General features: G+C 58.9%; 14 protein-coding genes and 5 pseudogenes. 12 read left to right on the top strand and 7 right to left on the bottom strand.

All coding sequences use genetic code 11. The annotated features are described in order from the left end of the window. The first annotated feature begins 41 nt into the window (after nt 1-41). The 9 genes and pseudogenes from ACS4RS_RS26045 (at nt 42) to ACS4RS_RS26085 (ending at nt 8,853) form a co-directional block, all read left to right on the top strand. Nucleotides 42-959 (top strand): LysR substrate-binding domain-containing protein, encoded by a 918-nt coding sequence (locus ACS4RS_RS26045; RefSeq protein WP_439012931.1) that lies wholly within the window; start codon nt 42-44, stop codon nt 957-959. 537 nt (nt 960-1,496) lie between these two features. Beyond that, nucleotides 1,497-2,186: an isochorismatase family protein gene (locus ACS4RS_RS26050; protein ID WP_439012932.1), complete on the top strand. Its 690-nt coding sequence runs from the start codon at nt 1,497-1,499 to the stop codon at nt 2,184-2,186. Nucleotides 2,187-2,251: 65 nt separating this feature from the next. After that, nucleotides 2,252-2,539 (top strand): XapX domain-containing protein, encoded by a 288-nt coding sequence (locus ACS4RS_RS26055; RefSeq protein ID WP_439012933.1) that lies wholly within the window; start codon nt 2,252-2,254, stop codon nt 2,537-2,539. Continuing rightward, nucleotides 2,539-4,520, top strand: a pseudogene (locus tag ACS4RS_RS26060) (amidohydrolase). Before ACS4RS_RS26055 ends, ACS4RS_RS26060 begins: the two are co-directional and overlap by 1 nt. Before the next feature lie 231 nt (nt 4,521-4,751). Further along, nucleotides 4,752-4,926: pseudogene (locus ACS4RS_RS26065) on the top strand (hydrolase); the annotation flags it as partial. A gap of 160 nt (nt 4,927-5,086) precedes the next feature. Further along, nucleotides 5,087-5,530 (top strand): DoxX family membrane protein, encoded by a 444-nt coding sequence (locus tag ACS4RS_RS26070; protein ID WP_439012935.1) that lies wholly within the window; start codon nt 5,087-5,089, stop codon nt 5,528-5,530. Then, the gene (locus tag ACS4RS_RS26075) at nt 5,527-7,125 is read left to right on the top strand and encodes an MFS transporter (protein ID WP_439012936.1); all 1,599 of its coding nucleotides are present in this window, start codon (nt 5,527-5,529) and stop codon (nt 7,123-7,125) included. Before ACS4RS_RS26070 ends, ACS4RS_RS26075 begins: the two co-directional genes overlap by 4 nt. 270 nt (nt 7,126-7,395) lie before the next feature. After that, nucleotides 7,396-7,911, top strand: a pseudogene (locus ACS4RS_RS26080) (aminotransferase class I/II-fold pyridoxal phosphate-dependent enzyme); the annotation flags it as partial. Nucleotides 7,912-8,607: 696 nt separating this feature from the next. Then, nucleotides 8,608-8,853: a hypothetical protein gene (locus ACS4RS_RS26085; RefSeq protein WP_439012937.1), complete on the top strand. Its 246-nt coding sequence runs from the start codon at nt 8,608-8,610 to the stop codon at nt 8,851-8,853. Between the two features lie 18 nt (nt 8,854-8,871). On the opposite strand, the pseudogene rsgA reads toward ACS4RS_RS26085, so the two are convergent. The 3 genes and pseudogenes from rsgA to ACS4RS_RS26100 all read right to left on the bottom strand — a co-directional run bounded on the left by rsgA (nt 8,872) and on the right by ACS4RS_RS26100 (nt 12,157). Then, nucleotides 8,872-9,924, bottom strand: a pseudogene (gene rsgA, locus ACS4RS_RS26090) (ribosome small subunit-dependent GTPase A). Between the two features lie 600 nt (nt 9,925-10,524). Next, entirely contained in the window at nt 10,525-11,709 is a 1,185-nt protein-coding gene (locus ACS4RS_RS26095; protein WP_439012938.1) for an MFS transporter, read from the bottom strand. A 265-nt stretch (nt 11,710-11,974) separates the two neighbouring features. After that, nucleotides 11,975-12,157, bottom strand: coding sequence for a hypothetical protein (locus ACS4RS_RS26100; RefSeq protein WP_439012939.1), 183 nt, complete (start codon nt 12,155-12,157; stop codon nt 11,975-11,977). 306 nt (nt 12,158-12,463) lie between these two features. Between ACS4RS_RS26100 and htpG the strand changes: the two genes are divergently transcribed. The 3 genes from htpG (at nt 12,464) to ACS4RS_RS26115 (ending at nt 17,135) form a co-directional block, all read left to right on the top strand. Further along, nucleotides 12,464-14,353, top strand: coding sequence for a molecular chaperone HtpG (htpG, locus tag ACS4RS_RS26105; RefSeq protein WP_449314086.1), 1,890 nt, complete (start codon nt 12,464-12,466; stop codon nt 14,351-14,353). A 500-nt stretch (nt 14,354-14,853) separates the two neighbouring features. Next, on the top strand, nt 14,854-15,912 hold the full coding sequence (locus ACS4RS_RS26110; RefSeq protein WP_439012940.1) for an alpha/beta fold hydrolase: 1,059 nt from the start codon (nt 14,854-14,856) through the stop codon (nt 15,910-15,912). A 173-nt stretch (nt 15,913-16,085) separates the two neighbouring features. After that, nucleotides 16,086-17,135: a methyltransferase domain-containing protein gene (locus tag ACS4RS_RS26115; RefSeq protein WP_439012941.1), complete on the top strand. Its 1,050-nt coding sequence runs from the start codon at nt 16,086-16,088 to the stop codon at nt 17,133-17,135. Nucleotides 17,136-17,442: 307 nt separating this feature from the next. Here the strand turns inward: ACS4RS_RS26115 and ACS4RS_RS26120 are convergent. The 4 genes and pseudogenes from ACS4RS_RS26120 to ACS4RS_RS26135 all read right to left on the bottom strand — a co-directional run. Further along, nucleotides 17,443-17,753, bottom strand: a pseudogene (locus ACS4RS_RS26120) (DNA-3-methyladenine glycosylase I); the annotation flags it as partial. A gap of 3 nt (nt 17,754-17,756) precedes the next feature. Continuing rightward, nucleotides 17,757-18,044 (bottom strand): YciI family protein, encoded by a 288-nt coding sequence (locus ACS4RS_RS26125; RefSeq protein ID WP_439012943.1) that lies wholly within the window; start codon nt 18,042-18,044, stop codon nt 17,757-17,759. Nucleotides 18,045-18,054: 10 nt separating this feature from the next. Beyond that, the gene (locus ACS4RS_RS26130; protein WP_439012944.1) at nt 18,055-18,645 is read right to left on the bottom strand and encodes a TetR family transcriptional regulator; all 591 of its coding nucleotides are present in this window, start codon (nt 18,643-18,645) and stop codon (nt 18,055-18,057) included. A gap of 233 nt (nt 18,646-18,878) precedes the next feature. Then, nucleotides 18,879-20,042 (bottom strand): MFS transporter, encoded by a 1,164-nt coding sequence (locus tag ACS4RS_RS26135; protein ID WP_439013268.1) that lies wholly within the window; start codon nt 20,040-20,042, stop codon nt 18,879-18,881. Nucleotides 20,043-20,279: the final 237 nt, after the last annotated feature.

A 20,279-nucleotide genomic window follows, 5' to 3' on the forward strand; every position in this document is an offset into this window, starting at 1 on the left:
CGAAGACAGTCGCACACGCGAATTTCGATGGAGATATGCCAATGGATCAATTGGGAGCAATCCGAGCCTTTGTTCGTGTCGTCGAGGCCGGATCCTTTGCGAAGGCTGCAGACACGATGGGTGCACCACGGTCGACTGTGAGTAAGCTTGTTCAGGATCTCGAGGCAAGCTTGAGCCTCAAACTGCTCGAACGCACGACACGTTCAGTCACCGTAACGTCTGAGGGCGTCGCGTATTACGAGCGCGCCATTCGCCTGATCGCCGATTTCGATGAAATGAACAACGAGGCCACCCGTGGGCGCCTGGCCACCAGGGGAAAACTTCGGGTTGACGTAGGAGGGACCTTCGCCAATGCGATTCTGATCCCCCGGTTGCCTGAGTTTTACGCGCTCTATCCAGAGATCGAGTTACATCTTGGTGTAACAGAACGTCAGGCCGACATCGTCGAAGAGGGTATAGACTGCGTCATACGTGCCGGCGATCTACCAGGCTCATCGATTGTTGCGAGGAAGTTATGCAGCGTCGAGATAGTGACCTGCGCAACCCCGGGGTACCTCGAAAAGCACGGCGTGCCAGCTTCGCCATCGGATCTGCAGCGTGATCATATCTTCGTGCAGTACTTTTTCGCACGCAGTCTGAAAGCGGCACCCGTTCGACTGATGAAAGGCGGGGAGAAAATAGAGATCTATAGCCCGATCAAGCTCTCCACCAGTGATGCGACGGCGCATTTGCAAGGAATACTAGCAGGGCTGGGTATAGGGCAGACATTTGAATTCTTGGCACGGCCCCACATCGCTCGTGGCGCCCTAGTCCCAATCATGAACGATTGGGCGCCACCACGCTATCCCGTTCACATTGTAAGGCCAGCGGGCCGGTTTCCGAGCCTCAAGTATCAGGTCTTTGCAGACTGGGTTGCAGGCGTATTTTCTGCCTACGACGATGGCAGCCGCGCATCCTAGGGGGCTTTATCCATATTGATGGATAGTTACTCCACAACGAAGGGCTTCTCCAATCTCTCCTTTGAAGTTATCTCCCACGGCCAATGTGAGCCATCGCCCGAGAGGGCGGAGGCCTGAGGGGGCCACAATGGGGTGGGCTGCGACATGGAGCTTGGTTCCTCGTTTGGCATAAAGCGACCTCTAACTTGGAATCGTGGTTGTTGAGAGTAAACAGAAGACAACGTCGTCGTGAGATCGCGAACTACCTCAGGGCCGACTGTCCGAATGAAATTTCCCTAAGAACAATTTGGAACGAATGGCCTCACGGCGCAGCCCCGCGCGACATTCATACCCTAGTCGAACCCAAAGTGATTATTGCGATAAGGGCAATTCTATCGCAATTAATACTGCAATTTTTTACAAGCGCCCATCACGCTACATTTCCTTTCAGCGGCCGAGGCGACGAAGTCCGTGGAAGCATCGGTTTCGACTCTTCGGAGTCAAGCTCATTTCATAACCAGCCGCATTCGCGGTCCCAACAACCAAAAGGAAAATATCATGTCTAAGCTCGAAGTCTTGACCCCGGCAAACAGCCAGCTCATCTTCATCGACCAGCAGCCGCAGATGGCTTTCGGCGTCCAGTCGATCGACCGTCAGACGCTGAAGAATAACGTCGTCGGTCTCGCAAAAGCTGCCAAGATCTTCAATGTTCCGACCACGATCACAACGGTCGAGACGCTCTCATTCTCGGGCAACACCTTTCCGGAACTGCTCTCCGTCTATCCGGAGAACGACATCCTCGAGCGTACCTCGATGAATTCCTGGGACGATCAGAACGTTCGCGATGCGCTAGCGAAGAACGCCGCCAACGGCCGCAAGAAGATCGTCGTGTCCGGCCTTTGGACCGAAGTCTGCAACACCACCTTCGCGCTTTCCGCGCTCCATGACGTTCCTGACTATGAAATCTACATGGTCGCCGATGCTTCTGGCGGCACTTCGGCCGACGCGCATAAGTACGCGATGGACCGGATGGTGCAGGCTGGCGTGATCCCAGTCACCTGGCAGCAGGTTCTGCTGGAATGGCAGCGCGACTGGGCTCGTAAAGAGACCTACGAGGCGGTAACCACGCTCGTGAAAGAGCATTCCGGCGCCTACGGCATGGGCATCGACTACGCCTACACGATGGTTCACGGCGCCAAGGAACGCGTCAAGCACGGCAACCGCATCGGCCCGAACCCCGCGAAGTAATGTTTTCCCCGCCGCTCCGACAATCCCATCGGAGCGGCTTTTCTCGCAACCGGAGAACACATCCCATGAAAGTCTACCTTCTGTCGCTTGGCGCGGGCCTGCTGGTTGGCATCGTCTACAGCCTGCTCAACGTGCGTTCGCCCGCCCCACCGGTCATCGCACTCGTCGGCCTCCTCGGCATTCTGGTCGGCGAACAACTGATACCGTTCGCCAAGACACTTATGAATAAGGAGCCGGCCGCAGTTTCGTGGATCCACCAAATCAAGCCGCACATGTTCGGCCATTTACCCAAGGGCGACGACAGCATTTTCGGTGTTCATCAGGCGAAGGCGAAGATGGAGGAACATAGCTGATGACGACGCGTCGATCCTTTCTGGGAGGCGCATCGAGCCTAGCGTTCTCGAACCTCTTCTCCCCGGCGAACGCCGCTGATCCACTAAAGACCGGAGTACCCACGATGCATCCAGACCTGATCCTTCACAATGGCCGCGTCACCACGCTTGACCGGTCCAATCCGAATGCGACGGCAATCGCCGTCAAGGACGGTCTCTTTCTCGAAGTTGGATCCGACGGCGACATCATGGCACTCGCTGGTTCCAACACCAAGATTGTCGACCTCAAGGGTAAGCGCGTCCTGCCTGGCCTGATCGACAACCACACCCACGTCGTGCGCGGCGGGCTTAATTTCAACATGGAACTGCGCTGGGACGGCGTGCGTTCGTTGGCGGATGCCATGGACATGCTGAAGCGCCAGGTGGCGATCACGCCAGCCCCACAATGGGTGCGCGTCGTCGGCGGTTTCAGCGAGCATCAGTTCGCGGAAAAACGCCTGCCGACGATCGAAGAAATCAACGCTGTCGCACCGGACACGCCCGTGTTCCTTTTGCATCTCTATGACCGCGCGTTGCTCAACGGTGCCGCTCTGCGCGCCGTCGGCTATACGCGAGACACGCCCAACCCGCCGGGCGGCGAGATCACCCGCGACGCCAACGGCAACCCGACGGGCCTGCTACTCGCGAAACCGAATGCCGGCATTCTCTATTCGACGCTCGCCAAGGGACCCAAACTTCCTTTGGACTACCAGGTCAACTCCACCCGCCATTTCATGCGCGAACTCAACCGTCTTGGCGTGACAGGCGTGATCGATGCGGGTGGCGGTTTCCAGAACTATCCTGACGACTACGAGGTCATCCAGAAGCTCTCCGATGCGAACCAGATGACCGTTCGCCTTGCCTACAATCTCTTCACGCAGAAGCCGAAGGAGGAGAAGCAGGACTTCCTGAACTGGACGCAGTCGGTCAAATACAAGCAGGGCAACGACTACTTCCGCCACAACGGCGCTGGCGAGATGCTGGTCTTCTCCGCTGCCGATTTCGAGGACTTCCGCCAGCCGCGTCCGGAGATGGCCCCGGAAATGGAAGGCGAGCTCGAGGAAGTCGTGCGGGTTCTGGCCGAAAACCGCTGGCCGTGGCGTCTACATGCGACTTATGACGAAACCATCTCCCGCGCCCTCGACGTGTTCGAGAAAGTGAACAAGGACGTGCCGCTCGAAGGGCTGAACTGGTTCTTCGACCATGCCGAGACAATCTCCGACCGCTCAATCGACAGGATCGCTGCTCTGGGCGGCGGCATCGCCACGCAGCATCGCATGGCCTACCAGGGCGAATACTTCGTTGAGCGTTACGGCCATGGCGTTGCCGAAGCGACCCCGCCGATCAGGAAGATGCTCGACAAGGGTGTCAACGTCTCGGCCGGCACCGACGCCACTCGCGTTGCCTCTTATAATCCTTGGGTCTCGATGTCATGGATGGTCACGGGCAAGACTATCGGCGGCATGCAGCTCTACCCGCGGGCCAACTGCCTCGACCGCGAAACCGCGCTTAGGATGTGGACGGAAAAGGTCACATGGTTCTCCAATGAGGAGGGAAAGAAGGGTCGCATCGAGAAGGGTCAGTTCGCCGACCTCGTCGTGCCGGACAAGGACTTCTTCGCCTGCGCCGAGGATGAGATCTCGTTCCTGACCTCGGAACTCACAATGGTCGGCGGCAAGGTTGTCTACGGAGCGGGCGAGTTCAGGACGCTCGACGAGAACGACGTCCCGCCCGCGATGCCAGACTGGTCGCCGGTCCGCAAATTCGGCGGCTACGCCGCCTGGGGCGAACCGGGGGTGCTGGTGCCCGTTCATTGCGCCGCACGGCAATCTCGACCTGCGGATGCGCGAGCGACTGCGGTGTGCATGGCCATGACCATGCCGGAGCCTGGACATCCAAACTTCCCATCGCAGACCTGAAGGGCTTCTTCGGCGCTCTCGGCTGCTCGTGCTGGGCCGTATGAAACTACTAAAGCCTTGAACGGATCGGATAGAGCCGATCCGTTCAAGCCAACACCGCAATGCTTAAGCTGGAGGTGCTGTCTGGGTGTCTCAATCGTTTCGCTAACACCAGGCCGACAAACCTATTTGGCGTATCCTGTCCAATATCGGAGCTACCAATGTCTGCCATTCCTCTCCTTGAACCTTCAGCGCCTCCCATCCTCTTGATCGACCAGCAGGCTGGTCTCGCCTGTAGGATGGAGGCTGCGGGTGCAATGATGACCTCCTGGCCCCAGGTCCTTCTGAAGCTGCAGCGCGATTGGACCCGCAAGGAAAGCTACAGCGATGCTCGCGCCATCGTTGAAGCTCATGCCGACGGCTACGGGATTTGGACTGGCCTACGCCCGGAACATGATCCACCCCGTGTAAAGCCTGCGACGGTGCCGGCTACGATCCCTGTCTCCGATAATTTCAGAATTCGCAATTAAATGAAAACTATTGCTGCAATTGTTGGTGAGGGAGTAACCGGCCACTATCGCTCCATCAAACGCGGCCGCTCGATCTGATCGGCGAAAATGCAGGAGCAGTTATGACCTACCAATCTCACGCTTTGAATCCAATCCGAAGCAGTCTAACGCGGCTCGTCGGCTCTCCGGTCACGCGCACCGTGTCGCTGCTGGCACTCTGCGCCGCCTACATCCAGGGTCCGATCACCAAGATCTTCGATTTTAACGGTGCCCTGCTCGAGATGGATCACTTCGGTCTTCATCCGGCTGCCGGTTTTGCAATCGCGGTCATCGTGTTCGAGCTGACGGCGTCAGCCATGGTGGTCTCGGGCTTCCTGCGCTGGGCAGGTGCCCTGGCGCTGGCTGGCTTCACGCTTCTCGCGACCTTCATCGCCCTCCGCTTCTGGGATATGGCCCCGGGCATGGACCGGATGATGGCAACCAACGCCTTCTTCGAGCACCTCGGCCTCGCAGGCGCATTCGTCTTTGTTGCAGCGTTCGATCTCACCAAGGGAGCAGGCAAATGAGCGTTGCAAAATCGTCCGGGGGAACTTTCGCGCCCCTTGCACAGCCGGTCTTCGCGGTCCTGTGGATCGCCACGGTCCTTGGCAACACCGGCAGTTTCATGCGCGACGTTGCGAGCTCGTGGCTGATGACGGATCTTTCCGCATCACCTGCCGCCGTCGCCATGGTTCAGGCAGCCGGCACCCTGCCGATCTTCCTTCTCGCTATTCCGGCAGGCGTTCTCACCGACATCCTCGACCGCCGCAAATTCCTGATCGCCGTCCAACTCTTGCTCGCATCCGTGAGCATCTCGCTGATGGTTCTGTCCCAGACGGGCATGCTGTCCGTCAGCGCCCTTATTGGTCTGACCTTCCTCGGCGGCATCGGTGCCGCGCTGATGGGGCCGACTTGGCAGGCGATCGTGCCTGAACTCGTCAAGCGAGAGGACGTCAAAAGCGCCGTGGCGCTCAACTCGCTCGGCATCAACATCGCCCGTTCGATCGGCCCGGCCGCCGGCGGCTTGCTTCTTGCCGCCCTCGGTGCCGGGATCACCTATGGCGCCGACGTTGCCAGCTACATTTTCGTCATTGCCGCACTGGTCTGGTGGCCCCGGGCGAAAAATTCTAACGATGCTCTTCAGGAGAACTTCTTCGGTGCCTTCCGGGCCGGACTTCGCTACACGCGCTCCAGCGGGCCGCTCCACGTCGTCCTGCTGCGCGCCGCCACCTTCTTCGCCTTTGCCAGCGCCGTCTGGGCACTGCTTCCGCTCGTTGCCCGGCAATTGCTCGGTGGTGATGCCAGCTTCTACGGAATCCTTCTGGGTTCGGTCGGTGCCGGCGCAATCGGTGGCGCCCTAGCCATGCCGAAGCTGCGAGAACGCCTGAGTTCAGACGGCCTGCTTCTCGGCGCGGCACTGATCACAGCAATCGTCATGGGCATCCTGTCGCTTGCCCCGCCGAAGATCGTCGCCATCATCGCTCTTCTCTTCCTCGGGGCAGCATGGATTACCGCGCTGACGACGCTGAATGGCGCAGCGCAGGCCGTCCTCCCGAACTGGGTGCGAGGTCGTGGTCTCGCTGTCTATCTGACCGTCTTCAATGGCGCGATGACCGCCGGAAGCCTGGGCTGGGGTGCGGTTGGCGAGGCCGTCGGCATTCAGACGACCTTGGTCATCGGCGCCGCCGGCCTTCTTATCGCAGGCTTCATCATGCACCGCATCAAGCTTCCAACAGGCGATGCCGACATGGTGCCGTCCAACCATTGGCCCGAGCCGCTTGTCGCCGAACCCGTTGCCCATGACCGTGGTCCCGTCCTGATCCTGATCGAGTACGAGGTCGAGAAGCAGCATCGCAGCGCGTTCCTTCATGCGCTCGATACGCTATCCCATGAACGCCGCCGCGATGGTGCCTATGGATGGGGGGTCACCGAGGATTCGGCCGATCCGGAAAAAATCGTCGAATGGTTCATGGTTGAATCCTGGGCTGAGCACCTTCGTCAGCATAAGCGTGTTTCCAATGCCGATGCGGATCTGCAGGGCAAGGTTCTGACCTTTCATGCGGGCCCAGAAAGACCCGTCGTGCGCCACTTCCTGACGATCAATCGGCCGGGAGCTGCGTAAAGGCAAAGGGCAGGGGCGGCGTCGACCGCCCTTCCCATTCCGTAGTGGCTGGCAAGCCGGCCATCCTCCTCCCGCTGCTGGATGGTGTCATCGCTGGTTGTGTTTCCTAGACAAGCAAGCGGGGACGAATGAATGAGGACGCGTCGCGCCGCGGGGAGAAGCGTGGCGCTCATTCCAACAACCAACGAAATAGAGGGGCGAGAGGCACTCGCGAACTCGAACCCGAATTCGCTCAGGTCGCTGCCGCTATCGAAAATGGCGAGTTTTTACGTCGCTGATCTCGAAGCCAAGCTTAAGGCCGCCGATCCGAAGGCGCCGAAGCTGATCGCCTTCGAAAGCGTCTATTCGATGGACGGCGATATCGCTCCGATCAAGGAAATCTGCGACCTCGCCGACAAATACGGCGCAATGACCTATCTCGACGAAGTGCATGCGGTCGGCATGTACGGCCCGCGCGGCGGCGGTATTGCCGAGCGCGAGGGGCTGATGGACCGGCTGACCGTCATCGAGGGCACACTCGGCAAGGCTTTCGGGGTGATGGGCGGCTATATCGCCGCGTCTTCAGCGCTTTGCGATTTCATCCGTTCCTTCGCCTCCGGCTTCATCTTCACCACGGCGCTGCCGCCGGCGCTTGCTGCCGGCGCCGTCGCCTCGATCCAGCACCTGAAGGTCAGCCAGTTCGAGCGCGCCCGCCATCAGGATCGGGTGCGCAAGCTCCGGATGCTGCTCGATCAGAGCGGCATTCCGCATGTGCCCAATCCGAGCCATATCGTGCCGGTGCTGGTCATTTGAGGTCAATCGGCCCAAATAGGGCGTTTTGTTAAACGTTCTTCTTCTGGAAGGTTGATCGGGCGGCTTGTTCGTTGCGCCGTCACTGTTTTGTTGGATGGAGCCGGTTGCTTCCGGGTCGTGATGCGGATGCCCTACCGGGCAAGAAGCGATCAGATGATGCCGCCGGCATGCCGGGGCCGCGGATCATTCCGCGCTGATCGAAGGTGAAGTTCGTCTCCGTCGACCTCAGGCGATCTTCAGTAATTACTTGCGGCAGGCGGAGGTTCGCGTCCCAATGGTTTGGATCCCGGCGACCTCCAACTTGTTGAAGCGGGCCTTAGAGACGCTTCTGAGCCACTTCCGGAAGGCCGGATCTGGCCTCCCGGCCCCAATAGACGCCTTAGCCGCGCTTCGATCTGACGGATGCCGAGTATGCCGCAGTTCGATAAATTAGCGTTATGCCAAGAAGTCGAAATAGCGTGTCGGACGTTTGATCCCTAGAGTACTAAACGCGGGGCCTCGGGCGAGCCTTAACCGATTTACAGCGATTGCTTCGAGTCTTTCTCGCAACACCTAAGCAGGAACTTTAATCCTGGACGGATTCGGCTGGATTAGAGCGTTTCAGTTACGGTATCCATAGGACTGCGAAGCGATTTTCGCGAGCGGGACAGTTAGTGAAAGCACGTCCTCATCTCCTAAAGCAGGACCTTGATGAACGCGGATATGATAGCCGCCTGGGCGGTTGAGAATGGATTCCAAGCGATGGATTCCGGGAATTATCGTCGCCATGACAATGTAGGCGTGATCACGATCGAGATAAAGAGGATGTCATTCATCCTCATCGATGAGAGGCAAGGATTGCGACCGCGCCTCATATCGCGGTTGTTCAAAGACATATCCCTCACAAGCGGGAGTGGCCGCTTGCATAGTCTTCTTGACCGCAAACACAATCATTGAGCGCCGACATTCAACACTTCAATATTTCTTCTTGCGAACGATCTTGTTGCCGCGGGGTCCGCTCACGACCGGTGTTCGGTCGCGGTTTTCTGCAAGCAGGTTCCGCCAGCGTTCCACACGATCAGCGACGAGGGCACCGCTTTTGACAGACGCCTGGACCGCGCACCCAGGTTCATGGGCATGGGTGCAATCGCGAAAGCGGCAAAGTGGCGCCAGTTCAGTTATGTCAGCAAAGAGGGTGTCTATCCCGTCGGCAACATCACTTACGTAAAGCGTTCTTATCCCTGGTGTATCGATGACCCAGCCGCCGCCTGAAATTGCGTGCAGAGATCGGGACGTAGTTGTATGCCGGCCCTGCGAGTCATATTCGCGGATGGCGCCGGTTTTTTGCTTTGCGTCAGAGCCAGGCCCGGTCATGGTGTTCACCAGCGTCGATTTTCCGACACCAGAGGATCCCACCAGCGCAACCGTCTGGCCAACGCCGCACCAAGGCCTCAACAGGGAAACGGCGTCCGCTGAGCGCCCATTCAAGGCAATGACAGGCAGATCGCGTTGCAAAGTCTCCGCTTGCGCCTGGAAGATGCCGGCATCTTCCGCAGTGTCAGCCTTCGTCAGCACAATCACCGGCTTGGTCCCGGCCTGGTTGGCCATGATCAGGTAACGTTCCAGCCGTGCAAGATTAAAATCGGCGTTGCACGAGGTCACGATCAGCAGGGTGTCGACGTTGGCGGCAACAAGTTGCTGGCCGTGTCCACCTTCCGGGCGTCGTTGAAGGACGCTTTTTCGGTCGAGACGTCTGATAAGCAGGTCAGTCAGTGCATCGGCAAGAACCCAGTCCCCCACCGCGTAGTCACCAGTACTGGTGTTGGATGGAAATCCCAGTCCGACCGGCCCGGTGATATCGATCGCCTCGATCCGTGCCCGATGAACTGAAGCGATGCGTCGGGGGATCAAGTCCGCTTCGCTGGGCTAGACTTGGTCCGCGAAGAATTCAGACCACCCGAGCAGTTCCAGCGGTGAAGAAAGTTGGGGGCTGGTCAAATCTTGTTCCACATTTGGTAAAGTTGTCAGAAAGGGTTCTTGAATGATCTTCCGCGGCTTCTCGCCTAGCTGCGTGGATGATCCCGTTTTGGCAACGAGCTTGCGTAAGCAGCGGCTTCGCCGGGGTAGGGGAAATCATCCCCGAGCTGGCGGTCGCCGTCGCAGACCTTGAAGGCAGGCCCTTCAACTTGAACGATCTTATAGCCATTCACGTATTCGACCTTCGATGTCTTTCAGCCCATCACAAGCTCTCCAGTGCGGTCCGAGGTTCTCTCTGAAGATGGTGCCAAGACCTCATACTCGGCGATCTACCTATCAGGTGCTTCACGATTAGCCAACGCCGACCAGATCCCGATCAAGACCACCGTTCGTCTGCAAAGAGTCACCGCCGGAGCGGTCTACAGGTGATCAATGGCGCACGAGGGCGGTCGGCTCACCGACGTGGTTGATAAACTCGGCGACGAGCAAGTGGCCATGCGCCCAGCGCCCGCGTCTGACCTCCAATCTCGCAAGGCGATCTGCAGAGCCAGCCGTCTTGCTTGGGGAAAGCACCAGGCACGCCGCTGCGACGCGCCCGTTTGGGCTTTGCGCGGAACCAATCGCGCGGCCGGACACCGGCAGAGCAATCCGTCACCCGTTGACGCTCCGAACAGTCGCAGCGCTACCGCCGGCGGCAGCCCGGCGCGTGGCAAGCGCCTTTGCCGAAAAGAGCGCGTAAATGATCAGCGGAAGGCAGACGAGATAGGATATACGGATGCCAGCATATTCGGCAATGAAGCCGAGCAGCGGCGGCGCCAGGAAGAAGACGACAAAGCTCATCTGGCCGAGGGCGGCGACGTTGAGATGCGCCGCGCGGTCTGTGCGCTGGGCCGCCGCCGAGACGGCGAGAGGATAGACCGCGCTGCAGCCGGCGCCCATCATGGCAAAGCCCGCCAGCGCGACATACGGATGCGGCGCCCCCGACACCGCGCAGATGCCGATAGCCGAAAGAACAAGCAACATCGTGGCGACGGCCCGCGCGCCAAACCGATCGACCAACGGATCGACGAACAGGCGCGCCAGCGCCATGCAGAAGGTAAAGAGCGTCAATCCCAGTCCCCCAATGAAGGGCTCGACTGAAAACACGTCGCGCATATAGATCGCCGACCAGTCGATCCCGGCGCCTTCGACGAGGAAGGCCGCGATGCCGATCACGCAGAGCGGCATCAGGCCCCAGGTGGGAAGGGCTACCAGCGGTGCCTTATCTTCATGCAACACGAGCCGCACCGGCGCATTCCGCATGCCGGAAATCGCCCAGATCCCGATGACAAGAACCACTGAAAAGGTCACGGCGAGATGGAGCTCCATCGAAATGCCGGCTTGGCGGACGACTGAGGAGACAAGCGCTATGACGAAGAAGCCGAGGCTCCAGAAACCATGCGCCCTGTTCATCACGCCGCGTCCTAGCTGCGCTTCGATGCGGTCGATCTCAACATTGAGATTGATCTCCAGTGCGCCGGCCAGCAGCCCCTCGACGAAGAGCACACAGAAAACGACCGGCGCCGCACCGATCCATGGCACCAGCGACAGCAGCGCAGACGTGCCGAGAACAGTAATGAATGCCGTCGTGCGTGCGCCGAGCCGGGCGATCAAGGGCGAAGATAGAGTCAGCGAAATCAAGGCGCCGATCGCAGCCCCTATCAGCGTCAACCCAAGCTCGGACTTATTGACGCCAAGTGCAACCTGCAAATCCGGCATCCTCGACAGCAGCGCGCCCAGCGACACAGCGAAGAGAAAGAAGCAGACATAGATCCGCTGCTGCGGCGCGATTTTCATGATGCAACTCCAAGTATTGGTCTGTCGAAGCGCAACACGCGCGATTGGACCTGTGATGTCTATCTCACAGGGCCGTAGATCGAAACTTCTTTATAAGGGAATGCGTCACAGAATGCGCTCTCGGAGGCCGGCGCAATTTGCCTAGAATAGGCAGGCGGCCTCGCCTTCGCTGAGACTTAAGCTGCCCTCCCATGCGTCGATTTGAAAAACCAATATCTCGGTCCAATTATAGCGAGCAGATTGGTTTCGATACGCCTTCGATCTATCAGCCTGACCCCGGCGTGACCGCCTCTTCATCCCGCTCCGGCAATGATCCGGCGCCTGGCGTTTTGCTCTTGTCGGTCAAGTAATCTTGAGCATGTGGCCCGGCTTGAGGGTTCTTCTTTGCCTGGTTCAGCTCTTTGTCCGTCCCCTCGATGGCCAATTGGGCCTTCCTGTCCTCGTCCACACGCGGCTCCTTTCATGTCTGTTAATCATTGGGCTCAATACGGCAGTAACAATGGGGTGGGCTTCGGGTTCCGACGGATGGCTCGATTGATAGAGGAGGCGGCGATGTGTCGGAAAACTGCACCGCTCCAGCGAAAGGCCCTAACGCCTTCTGGAGCCCGCATTCGCCAGGCGGTTCTCGAAGAGACGCTGCGAGGATTGGCCGGCTCGTGTTTCCATCACGATCACAGCTGTTCCCACCTTGATTTTTCAAACCTGTTTCGCCATTTCATCGGCGCAAATTCGCTTTACTGGAGAACCCGAGCACATGACAAAGACTGCAGAACAGACCGCTGAAAGCCACGTCTTTGAGGCCGACGTCGCCCGCCTTCTGCACATGATGGTTCACTCCGTTTATTCGGACAGGGATGTATTTCTGCGTGAGCTGATTTCGAATGCGGCCGATGCCTGCGAGAAACTTCGATATGAGGCGATCGAGACCCCGTCACTCCTTGGGGCTGATGCCGAAAACCGGATCACGCTGACGCTGGACGAAGAGAACCGGCAGCTTGTCGTCGAGGACAATGGCATCGGCATGAGCCGCGACGAAATGATCGAGGCGCTGGGAACGATCGCGAGATCGGGAACCCGGGCGTTTATGGAGCGAATTGAAGCGAGCAAAGCCGCTGAAGGTGCTCAATTGATCGGGCAGTTCGGCGTCGGCTTCTATTCCTGTTTCATGGTGGCGGAGCGCGTCGATGTGATCTCCCGTCGGGCCGGAACGCAGGAAGCCTGGACATGGACCTCGGACGGCAAGGGAAGTTATAGCGTCAGCCCGGAAACGGCCCTCACTGTAGCTCCATCCCGTGGGACACGTATTGTCTTGCATCTGATGGAGGACGCCAAGCAATATACGTCCCGCTGGACGGTCGAGCGTATCGTCAAGGAACAATCCGGCCACGTGCCAGTTGCGATCAGCCTTGTTGAAAAACCGGGCAACGAGCCAGTCCAGATAACGGACGGCACCGCACTATGGACGAAGTCGAAGAGCGATGTCAGCAAGGAAGAGTATACGGACTTTTATCGTGGCGTCTCCGGGCAGTACGATGAACCGGCGCTGACCGTACATTTCCGCGCTGAAGGGCGGCAGGAATATACGGCTTTGGCGTTCATACCCGAAGCGCAGCCTTTCGATATGTTCGATCCCGAGCGCAAAGGCAGGATGAAGCTTTACGTCAAGCGGGTGTTTATCACCGATGATGCGGATCTACTGCCGAGATACCTGCGCTTTGTACGTGGGTTGGTCGATACCGCTGATCTCCCGCTCAACGTTTCTCGCGAGATGATCCAGGAAAGCCCGATCCTGACGGCGATCCGAAAAGGCATCACCAGCAGGATCATCACCGCGATAGAGAAACTGGCTGAAAGTGACGCCGAGGCCTTCCTCAAGTTCTGGGAGAACTTTGGGGCAGTCCTCAAGGAAGGCATCTACGAAGATTTCGAGCGACGCGCTCAGCTCTTGGCGCTTGCTCGGTTTCGGACGTCCGCATCGAACGAAGGCTACCGTTCACTTGCCGACTACGTCAAAGATGCCAAGGAAGGCCAGAACGCCGTCTACTATCTGGCGGGCGGCAGCCTCGATCAGCTTAAGGCATCACCACAGCTTGAAGGGTTCCGGGCGCGCGGCATCGAAGTGCTGCTTTTGACGGACTCCATCGATAGCTTCTGGACGATGAATGCTCCAGACTTTGAAGGCAAGGCGTTCAGGTCCATCACGCAGGGTACTTCGGATCTGGCACAGTTTGCAAAGCTTGATGGCCAGACAGTCCAGGAGGAGGATAACGGCAGCGCTGCGACCTTCCTTGCATTCGCCAAGGAAAAACTTGCCGACCAGATTGCCGATGTCCGGGCTTCCGACCGTCTGACGGAGAGTGCGGTCTGCCTCGTAGCGCCCGAAGACGGCTATGACAGACAGATGGAAAAAATCCTGCGAAACGCCGGTCGCCTTCAAGATGCGGCCAAGCCGATCCTGGAGATTAATTTGCTGCACCCCTTAATCAAAGCGATTGCGAGCGTGGAGGGTGATGCCCCGTACCAGGAGGACGCCGCGTTCCTACTGCTCGACCAGGCGCGTATTCTGGATGGCGATCGGCCAGCAGATCCGCGGCGATTTGCCGAGCGGCTTGCACGGGTCCTCCAGAGGTCGGTGCCTTCGTAGCAACGGGGGAAAGGTGGGGGTTGGTCAGGACCAACCTCCACCACATTTCGCCGAATATTCCTGCCCTCATCGGTGCGTTCACGGCGTTTTGTGGCCTGACGGTTGGGCCGCCGCCATCGCAGAATGGCGGAGTAGGCACCCACGTACTGAATTCCCCGCTGCCTCCAAGACCTCGACGAAACTGCAAGGATAAGAGAGTCCGCCGCGACAACTATTCGCAGCGAAGTTGCATACTGTATTACGCCTCAAACTATTAATTTTAACGCACTTAGGCGGCTTGGTCGGATCCTGTCGGGCGTTTAAACATAGAAACTGGTCTATGTCCTAGTGGCTGGTCCGCTACCTGCTTGTGCTCGGGGAAAAGTCTTGCTTGCTATCTGAGCTCGACGACGAAGATCTATTTTTTCTACCACAGTGCGCGGCCTGTATTAATGCGACGACAGTGAAAAGCTGGTGGCGTGTGTCTGTTATCAGACTTTGCACTGCGCTATTCTTTGCCAATGAAGCTCGGCCAGACCATAGGGTTCTGCACCTCAGCAGATGGTACGCGGATCGCTCTCGCGTCCTGCGGGAAGGGGCCGGTGATTCTGCGCGCTGCGCACTGGCTCAGTCACGTCGACTACGATCTGCAGAGCCCGGTGTGGCGGCCGTGGGTCCAGGCGCTTTCCGCCGGCAACCGGTTCGTGCGCTATGATCCGCGTGGCTGCGGCTTGTCAGACCGGTATGTCACCGACCTCTCGGTTGACGCGTGGCATGCGGACTTGGATGCCGTTGCAGCGTCAATCGAGGAGCCGCAATTCGTGCTCCTCGGTCTTTCACAGGGTGGCGCTCTTGCCATCGCCTATGCCGCAAGGCATCCAGAGCGCGTGTCGCATCTGGTGCTCCTCAACGCCTACGGTCAAGGTGCCCGGACAAGAGCCCAGACCGACGCCGAGCGTCTGGAAGCGGAGACTCTTGTCAATTTCATTCGTATAGGCTGGGGACGCGACAATCCGGCGTTCGCCCAGTTCTTCACCAATCTCTTCATTCCAGATGGGACACCTGAACAACATCGCTGGTGGGGCGATCTCGAGCGTTTGACGGCGGCGGGCGATGTTGCTGCGCAACTGCTCTGGAACATGCAGGGGATAGATGTGCTGGACCTCGCGGCGACGCTTCGTGTCCCGACATTGATCGCGCACAGCCGTGGTGACATGCGCGTGCCATTCGACCAGGGCTGCAAGCTTGCCGCCGCGATCCCGGGAGCACGCTTCGTACCGCTTGAGAGCAAGAACCACGTGCTTTTGCCGGACGAACCAGCCTGGATTGCCTTCCAGGCCGAACTGGCCGCCTTCGTTGGGCAGGACCCGCCCTCGCGTCCGCTGGCCATTCGCGAAGCGGGTCTGACACAAGCCGAGGCGACCCTTCTCGACCTGGTCGCAGAGGGCCTCGACAACCGTGCGATCGCCGAGCGCGCCGGCAAGAGCGTGAAGACAGTGCGCAACCAGCTATCGATCATCTTTGGCAAACTTGGCGTGCGCAGCCGCTCGCAGGCGATCGTCATCGCGCTGTCCAGATAGCTGGCATCGCGGGCAGAGTTCCTCCTTCGTGCGACCGAATGGGACATCTGTCCCCCGCATGGCCGGATTTCCTCGCCGGCCCGGGACTTGCGCCTCATGCAATCGTTCTGGATGGCGATCATCCTCCGGGTCTTGGGCGGCAAGACGTCGTCTAGCGACAGGAGGAAATCGACATGACTGAAGTCAACGAAACAGCGCTCAATGAACTCGTGGGCCGCGTGCTTGGCGACCTTGGCGGAGCAGTCAGCGTGCCGCTGGTGCGGATCGGAGATGCTCTTGACCTCTATAAGACCCTCAGGAAGATCGGACCGGCGACATCAGACACACTTGCCGATGCTGCGGGATGCTCGCCTCGCTACATGCGCGAGTGGCTGGCTGCCCAGACGGCATCGGGTTACATACACCACGAGGACGGCCGGTTCTCGCTGACTCCCGAACAGGCATTCGTGTTTGCCGAACCCGACAGCCCCGTCAACCTGATTGGCGCGTTCGATACCGCTGCTGCAATGGTCGAAAACCAGCCGAAGGTGCAGTCGGCCTTCAAGACCGGGCGAGGCGTTGCCTGGGGCGACCAGGCCGGTTGCATGTTCTGCGCCGTGGCACGGCTCTTCCGGCCGGGCTATGTCAACGCCCTCGTGCAGGAGTGGCTTCCGGCAATGGACGGCGTCGTCGACAAGCTGAACGCGGGAGCGATAGTTGCCGACGTTGGATGCGGGCATGGGCTGTCGACCATCCTGATGGCACAGGCCTTCCCTGACTCCCGATTCACGGGCTATGACTTCCATCCGGGCTCGATCGCCGCTGCGACCGCGCACGCCCGAGCGCATGAGTTGACGAACCTGCATTTCGAAGTTGGCCGGGCCCAGGATTTCGGGGGGCGCGACTTCGACCTGATCACCTGCTTCGACTGCTTGCACGACATGGGCGACCCCAAGACAGCGGCAACTCACATTCGCAAAGCACTCAAGGACGGCGGCACGTGGATGGTGGTCGAACCGATGGCCGGCGACAAGCTGGAAGACAACATCAATCCGGTCGGACGGCTCTATTACTCAGCCTCGACGATGATCTGCGTTCCAACCTCGCTGGCGCAGGAGACGGGGCTCGCACTTGGTGCCCAAGCGGGGGAGAAGCGTCTGACCGAGGTGATCCGGTCCGGTGGCTTCACTCGCGTTCGGCGGGCGGCTGAGACCTCGCTCAACATGATTCTCGAAGCGACCTGAGGGCGGGTGCAAGCAGGACGTTATCGCTGGAAGTGATGGGGATCTTCTTCAGACGAGCGGTTGAGATGGGGGAGCAGATCCCCTGATCTTTGTGACGGTGGCCGCGCGTCTTGTCCATGTTTTCGCCACCGAGATAAGGGGGCATATTCTGTAACTATCGCGTATTTCAGATACGCGATAGTTACATCCTCAAGATACCTTAAAGCGCACTCAAAGATCTCATAACGTCCTGCTACGTGCTCGTGGCCCTAACGGTTTTCAGGGATAACGGCCCTTGGTCCTCAGCGTCAGTGGCAACACGCCATCGCGCGGCGATTTTCCCTCTGTGGCGCACGATGCCCGGGTTCTGCAGCAAGCGTTGGTTGTCGGCGTCCATGAGCCGCGCAATTCGAAGGAAATCGAAGCCGAGAAAAACAGATCGAAAATTCTCCCGCTTGGCCAGGATCGTGCGCCAGCTCAAGCCGGATTGAAAACCTTCCAAGCAGAGTTTTTCGAAAAGGCGGTGGTCATCATCGACGGGAAAGCCGCGCTCGTTGTCGTGGCAAAGTATCAGGTCTGGAGCGGCGGCACACCAGCGGCAGCGCGCCTGCCCACCGGCCCCAAGATCGTCGCGGTCATCTCTCACGCCCTGAGAAAAGCCAGCCGGTCATCCGTGCGGCCGGGCGAGATCTCGAGGATATCGGCGGTGACCACCTCTTCCACAACGAAAGGGTCTTCCTGAACCCGTGCCTCGAGATCGGCGCGGGAGGTGTTGTGGGCGAGAACCGCTCCACCTGCGCTTTGCTGTATGCTTCCCGTAAGGAGGAAAATGCCCTCATCAAACCCTCGCTTGATCCAAGCATTGTGCCCGTCCATCAAAACAGGCGCCTTAGCCTTGTTGGTTGAGAATTTGAGTGTAACGACGAACATAATTGGCTCCTCATGTTTCTATATGGGTGAAGGGATCGGGTTGCTGTGCTGCCAGCCATTGGCACATATCTTCCACCTCACGGCGCACGAACGCTTCATCGCGAAACGCGGTCGCGAGCGCTGCAACACCTTGGCTGCGCATCAGAATGTGCATGGCGAGTTCATCGGCGTCGGTCTCGTGGCCAAGCGCTGAAAACTGGCGCGACAGCCAGTCGCGGAACAAGGTGAAAAGCGCGGCAGCTCTGTCCTTGGCAATATGATCGAGCTTGGCGAGCTCATTGCAAAGCGTGCCGACCGGGCAGCCATATGCCATGATCTTCGTCTGGTTCGTGATCAGAATATGGATAAAGCTGCGGATGCGATCGGCCGGGTTGTTTGCTTCGACCTCCCACGAATTGAGCATCGCCCGGGTCTTTGAAATGCGGTGGGCGATCACGGCTTCGAGAATCTCGTCCTTCATCTTGAAGTGATAGTAGAAGTTGCCGCGCGAAAGCCCGACCACTGCCGCGATGTCTGCGAAGGACGTGCCCTCGAAACCTCGCTCGTAAAAGAGCCTGTCGGCAGACTCGACAATGTGCTGTCTCGTAATCGCGGCGACCAAGTTCCGGCTCCTCAGCCTATGCGTTGCCAAATTCGGCTTAACGCCTAGGACGACTGACCTAGAGATGTTTAGGACATTTGACCTACGGGTATCAAGTGTTTTTCGAGGCAAAATGCAGGAGTTTAGCTCTTGCGAAGCTTGGACGTTGGCGACTGATAGGTTCGCAGCATCCCTTCGGGCCCTCCTAGGTCTTGCTTTTCGATGCGCCCGTGAGTCAAGCTGCCCGCAACGGCTTATGGCTGAACCCGTCGGTCCTCCTTTGGCAACGCTATTGTGATTACCGCTGCGATCAAAGCCATGACCGCTACGGCGAGATAGATGCCGCCGAAGCTTTGGGTCGACGTCTTGATCACGCCGCCGAAGAAGTTTCCGGTGGTACCGCCGATGCCCTGGAGCACCGTGCAGACGCCCAGGACCGTCACTGCGAGGCGGGGCCGGGCGCGGTGCGAGACATAGACCGGCAGCAGACCGTAAATCGGGTAGAAGCCGAGCGAAAAGAAGATAGCCGACGCCAAAGCGAGTTCCATCGAGGGATCGATGACGACAAGAACGCCAGCAATGAGGAAGCTCGAATAGCAGGCAAGCATGGCGTAGCGTGATCCAAGCCGTGACGATATCGTCCCGACGACGAAACCGGCGCCTATCCCAACTGCTCCGACGGTTGCCCAGAGCCAGGAGGCAAAACCGACCGAATAGCCCAGTTCCTCCCGCAAGAACGGAGAGAGATAGGTGAGATAGGGATAGGGCATCATGCCATTGACGAAGCCGAGGACGAAAATCAGCGCCCCCCACGGCATGATCGCGCGAAGGCTCGGCGAACCACCCCCAACTGCGGTGGCCGTTTCCTGACCTGTTGTCTCCTCAAAGAGGCCCGTTCGAACGAAGAGCACAGCAACGGTGACAGCCAGCGTGATGGTGACCCCGCCCGTGACGTACCAGGCTATCCGCCAGTGACCGCTGCCGGCGAATGCCGATACCAACGCGCTATTGATCAGAACGCCATAGGACGGAGCACTGGAGATCAGACTCATGGCAAAACCGCGTTGCTCTGTGTTCACGACGCGCGTTGCAAGGTCGATCATCGGAACGAAGGTCGATGCGCCGGTCCCGCCAGCGACCATGAGAAGGCAAGCGGTGACATAGATGTTGCCGGTGGCAGGTATGCTCACTAGGCAAAGCCCGCAGAGCGACACGGAGGCGACCACCGTCCGTGCGGCACCGATCCTGTGGACGAGCCAGGTGCCGAGCAAGGCGAAAGCGACCGTGGAAAGTTGGACCAGGCCGGTGACGGCGCCCACAAATCCATAGTCGAAGCCAAGGTCACGACGCATGTCGGGGATAATCTGCGGAAAGAGGCTGAGGCCGAAACCATAGCAGGTGGCAACGCAAGCGATCATGAGGGCGACAAGAATCTCACCCCTTAGGCGTAGGCTGGTCACGATGATCGGTCCCCTCGACACGCATTCGCGGATTTGCCGCAATATCAATCAAAGCAAAGGCTGTTCTGACTGTTTAATTGCAGGCATCGCCACAGTCTCGTGCAAATCGGCAGTACACACTGTTTTCAAGGCGGCGAGCATTTTGTCGTTCGCGGTGTCGAGCAGGTGCTGTTTGTGTTTTTTCATCGCACCGCA

Source organism: Rhizobium sp. F40D2 (assembly GCF_051810745.2).
In the GTDB taxonomy this organism is placed as follows: Bacteria; Pseudomonadota; Alphaproteobacteria; order Rhizobiales; family Rhizobiaceae; genus Rhizobium.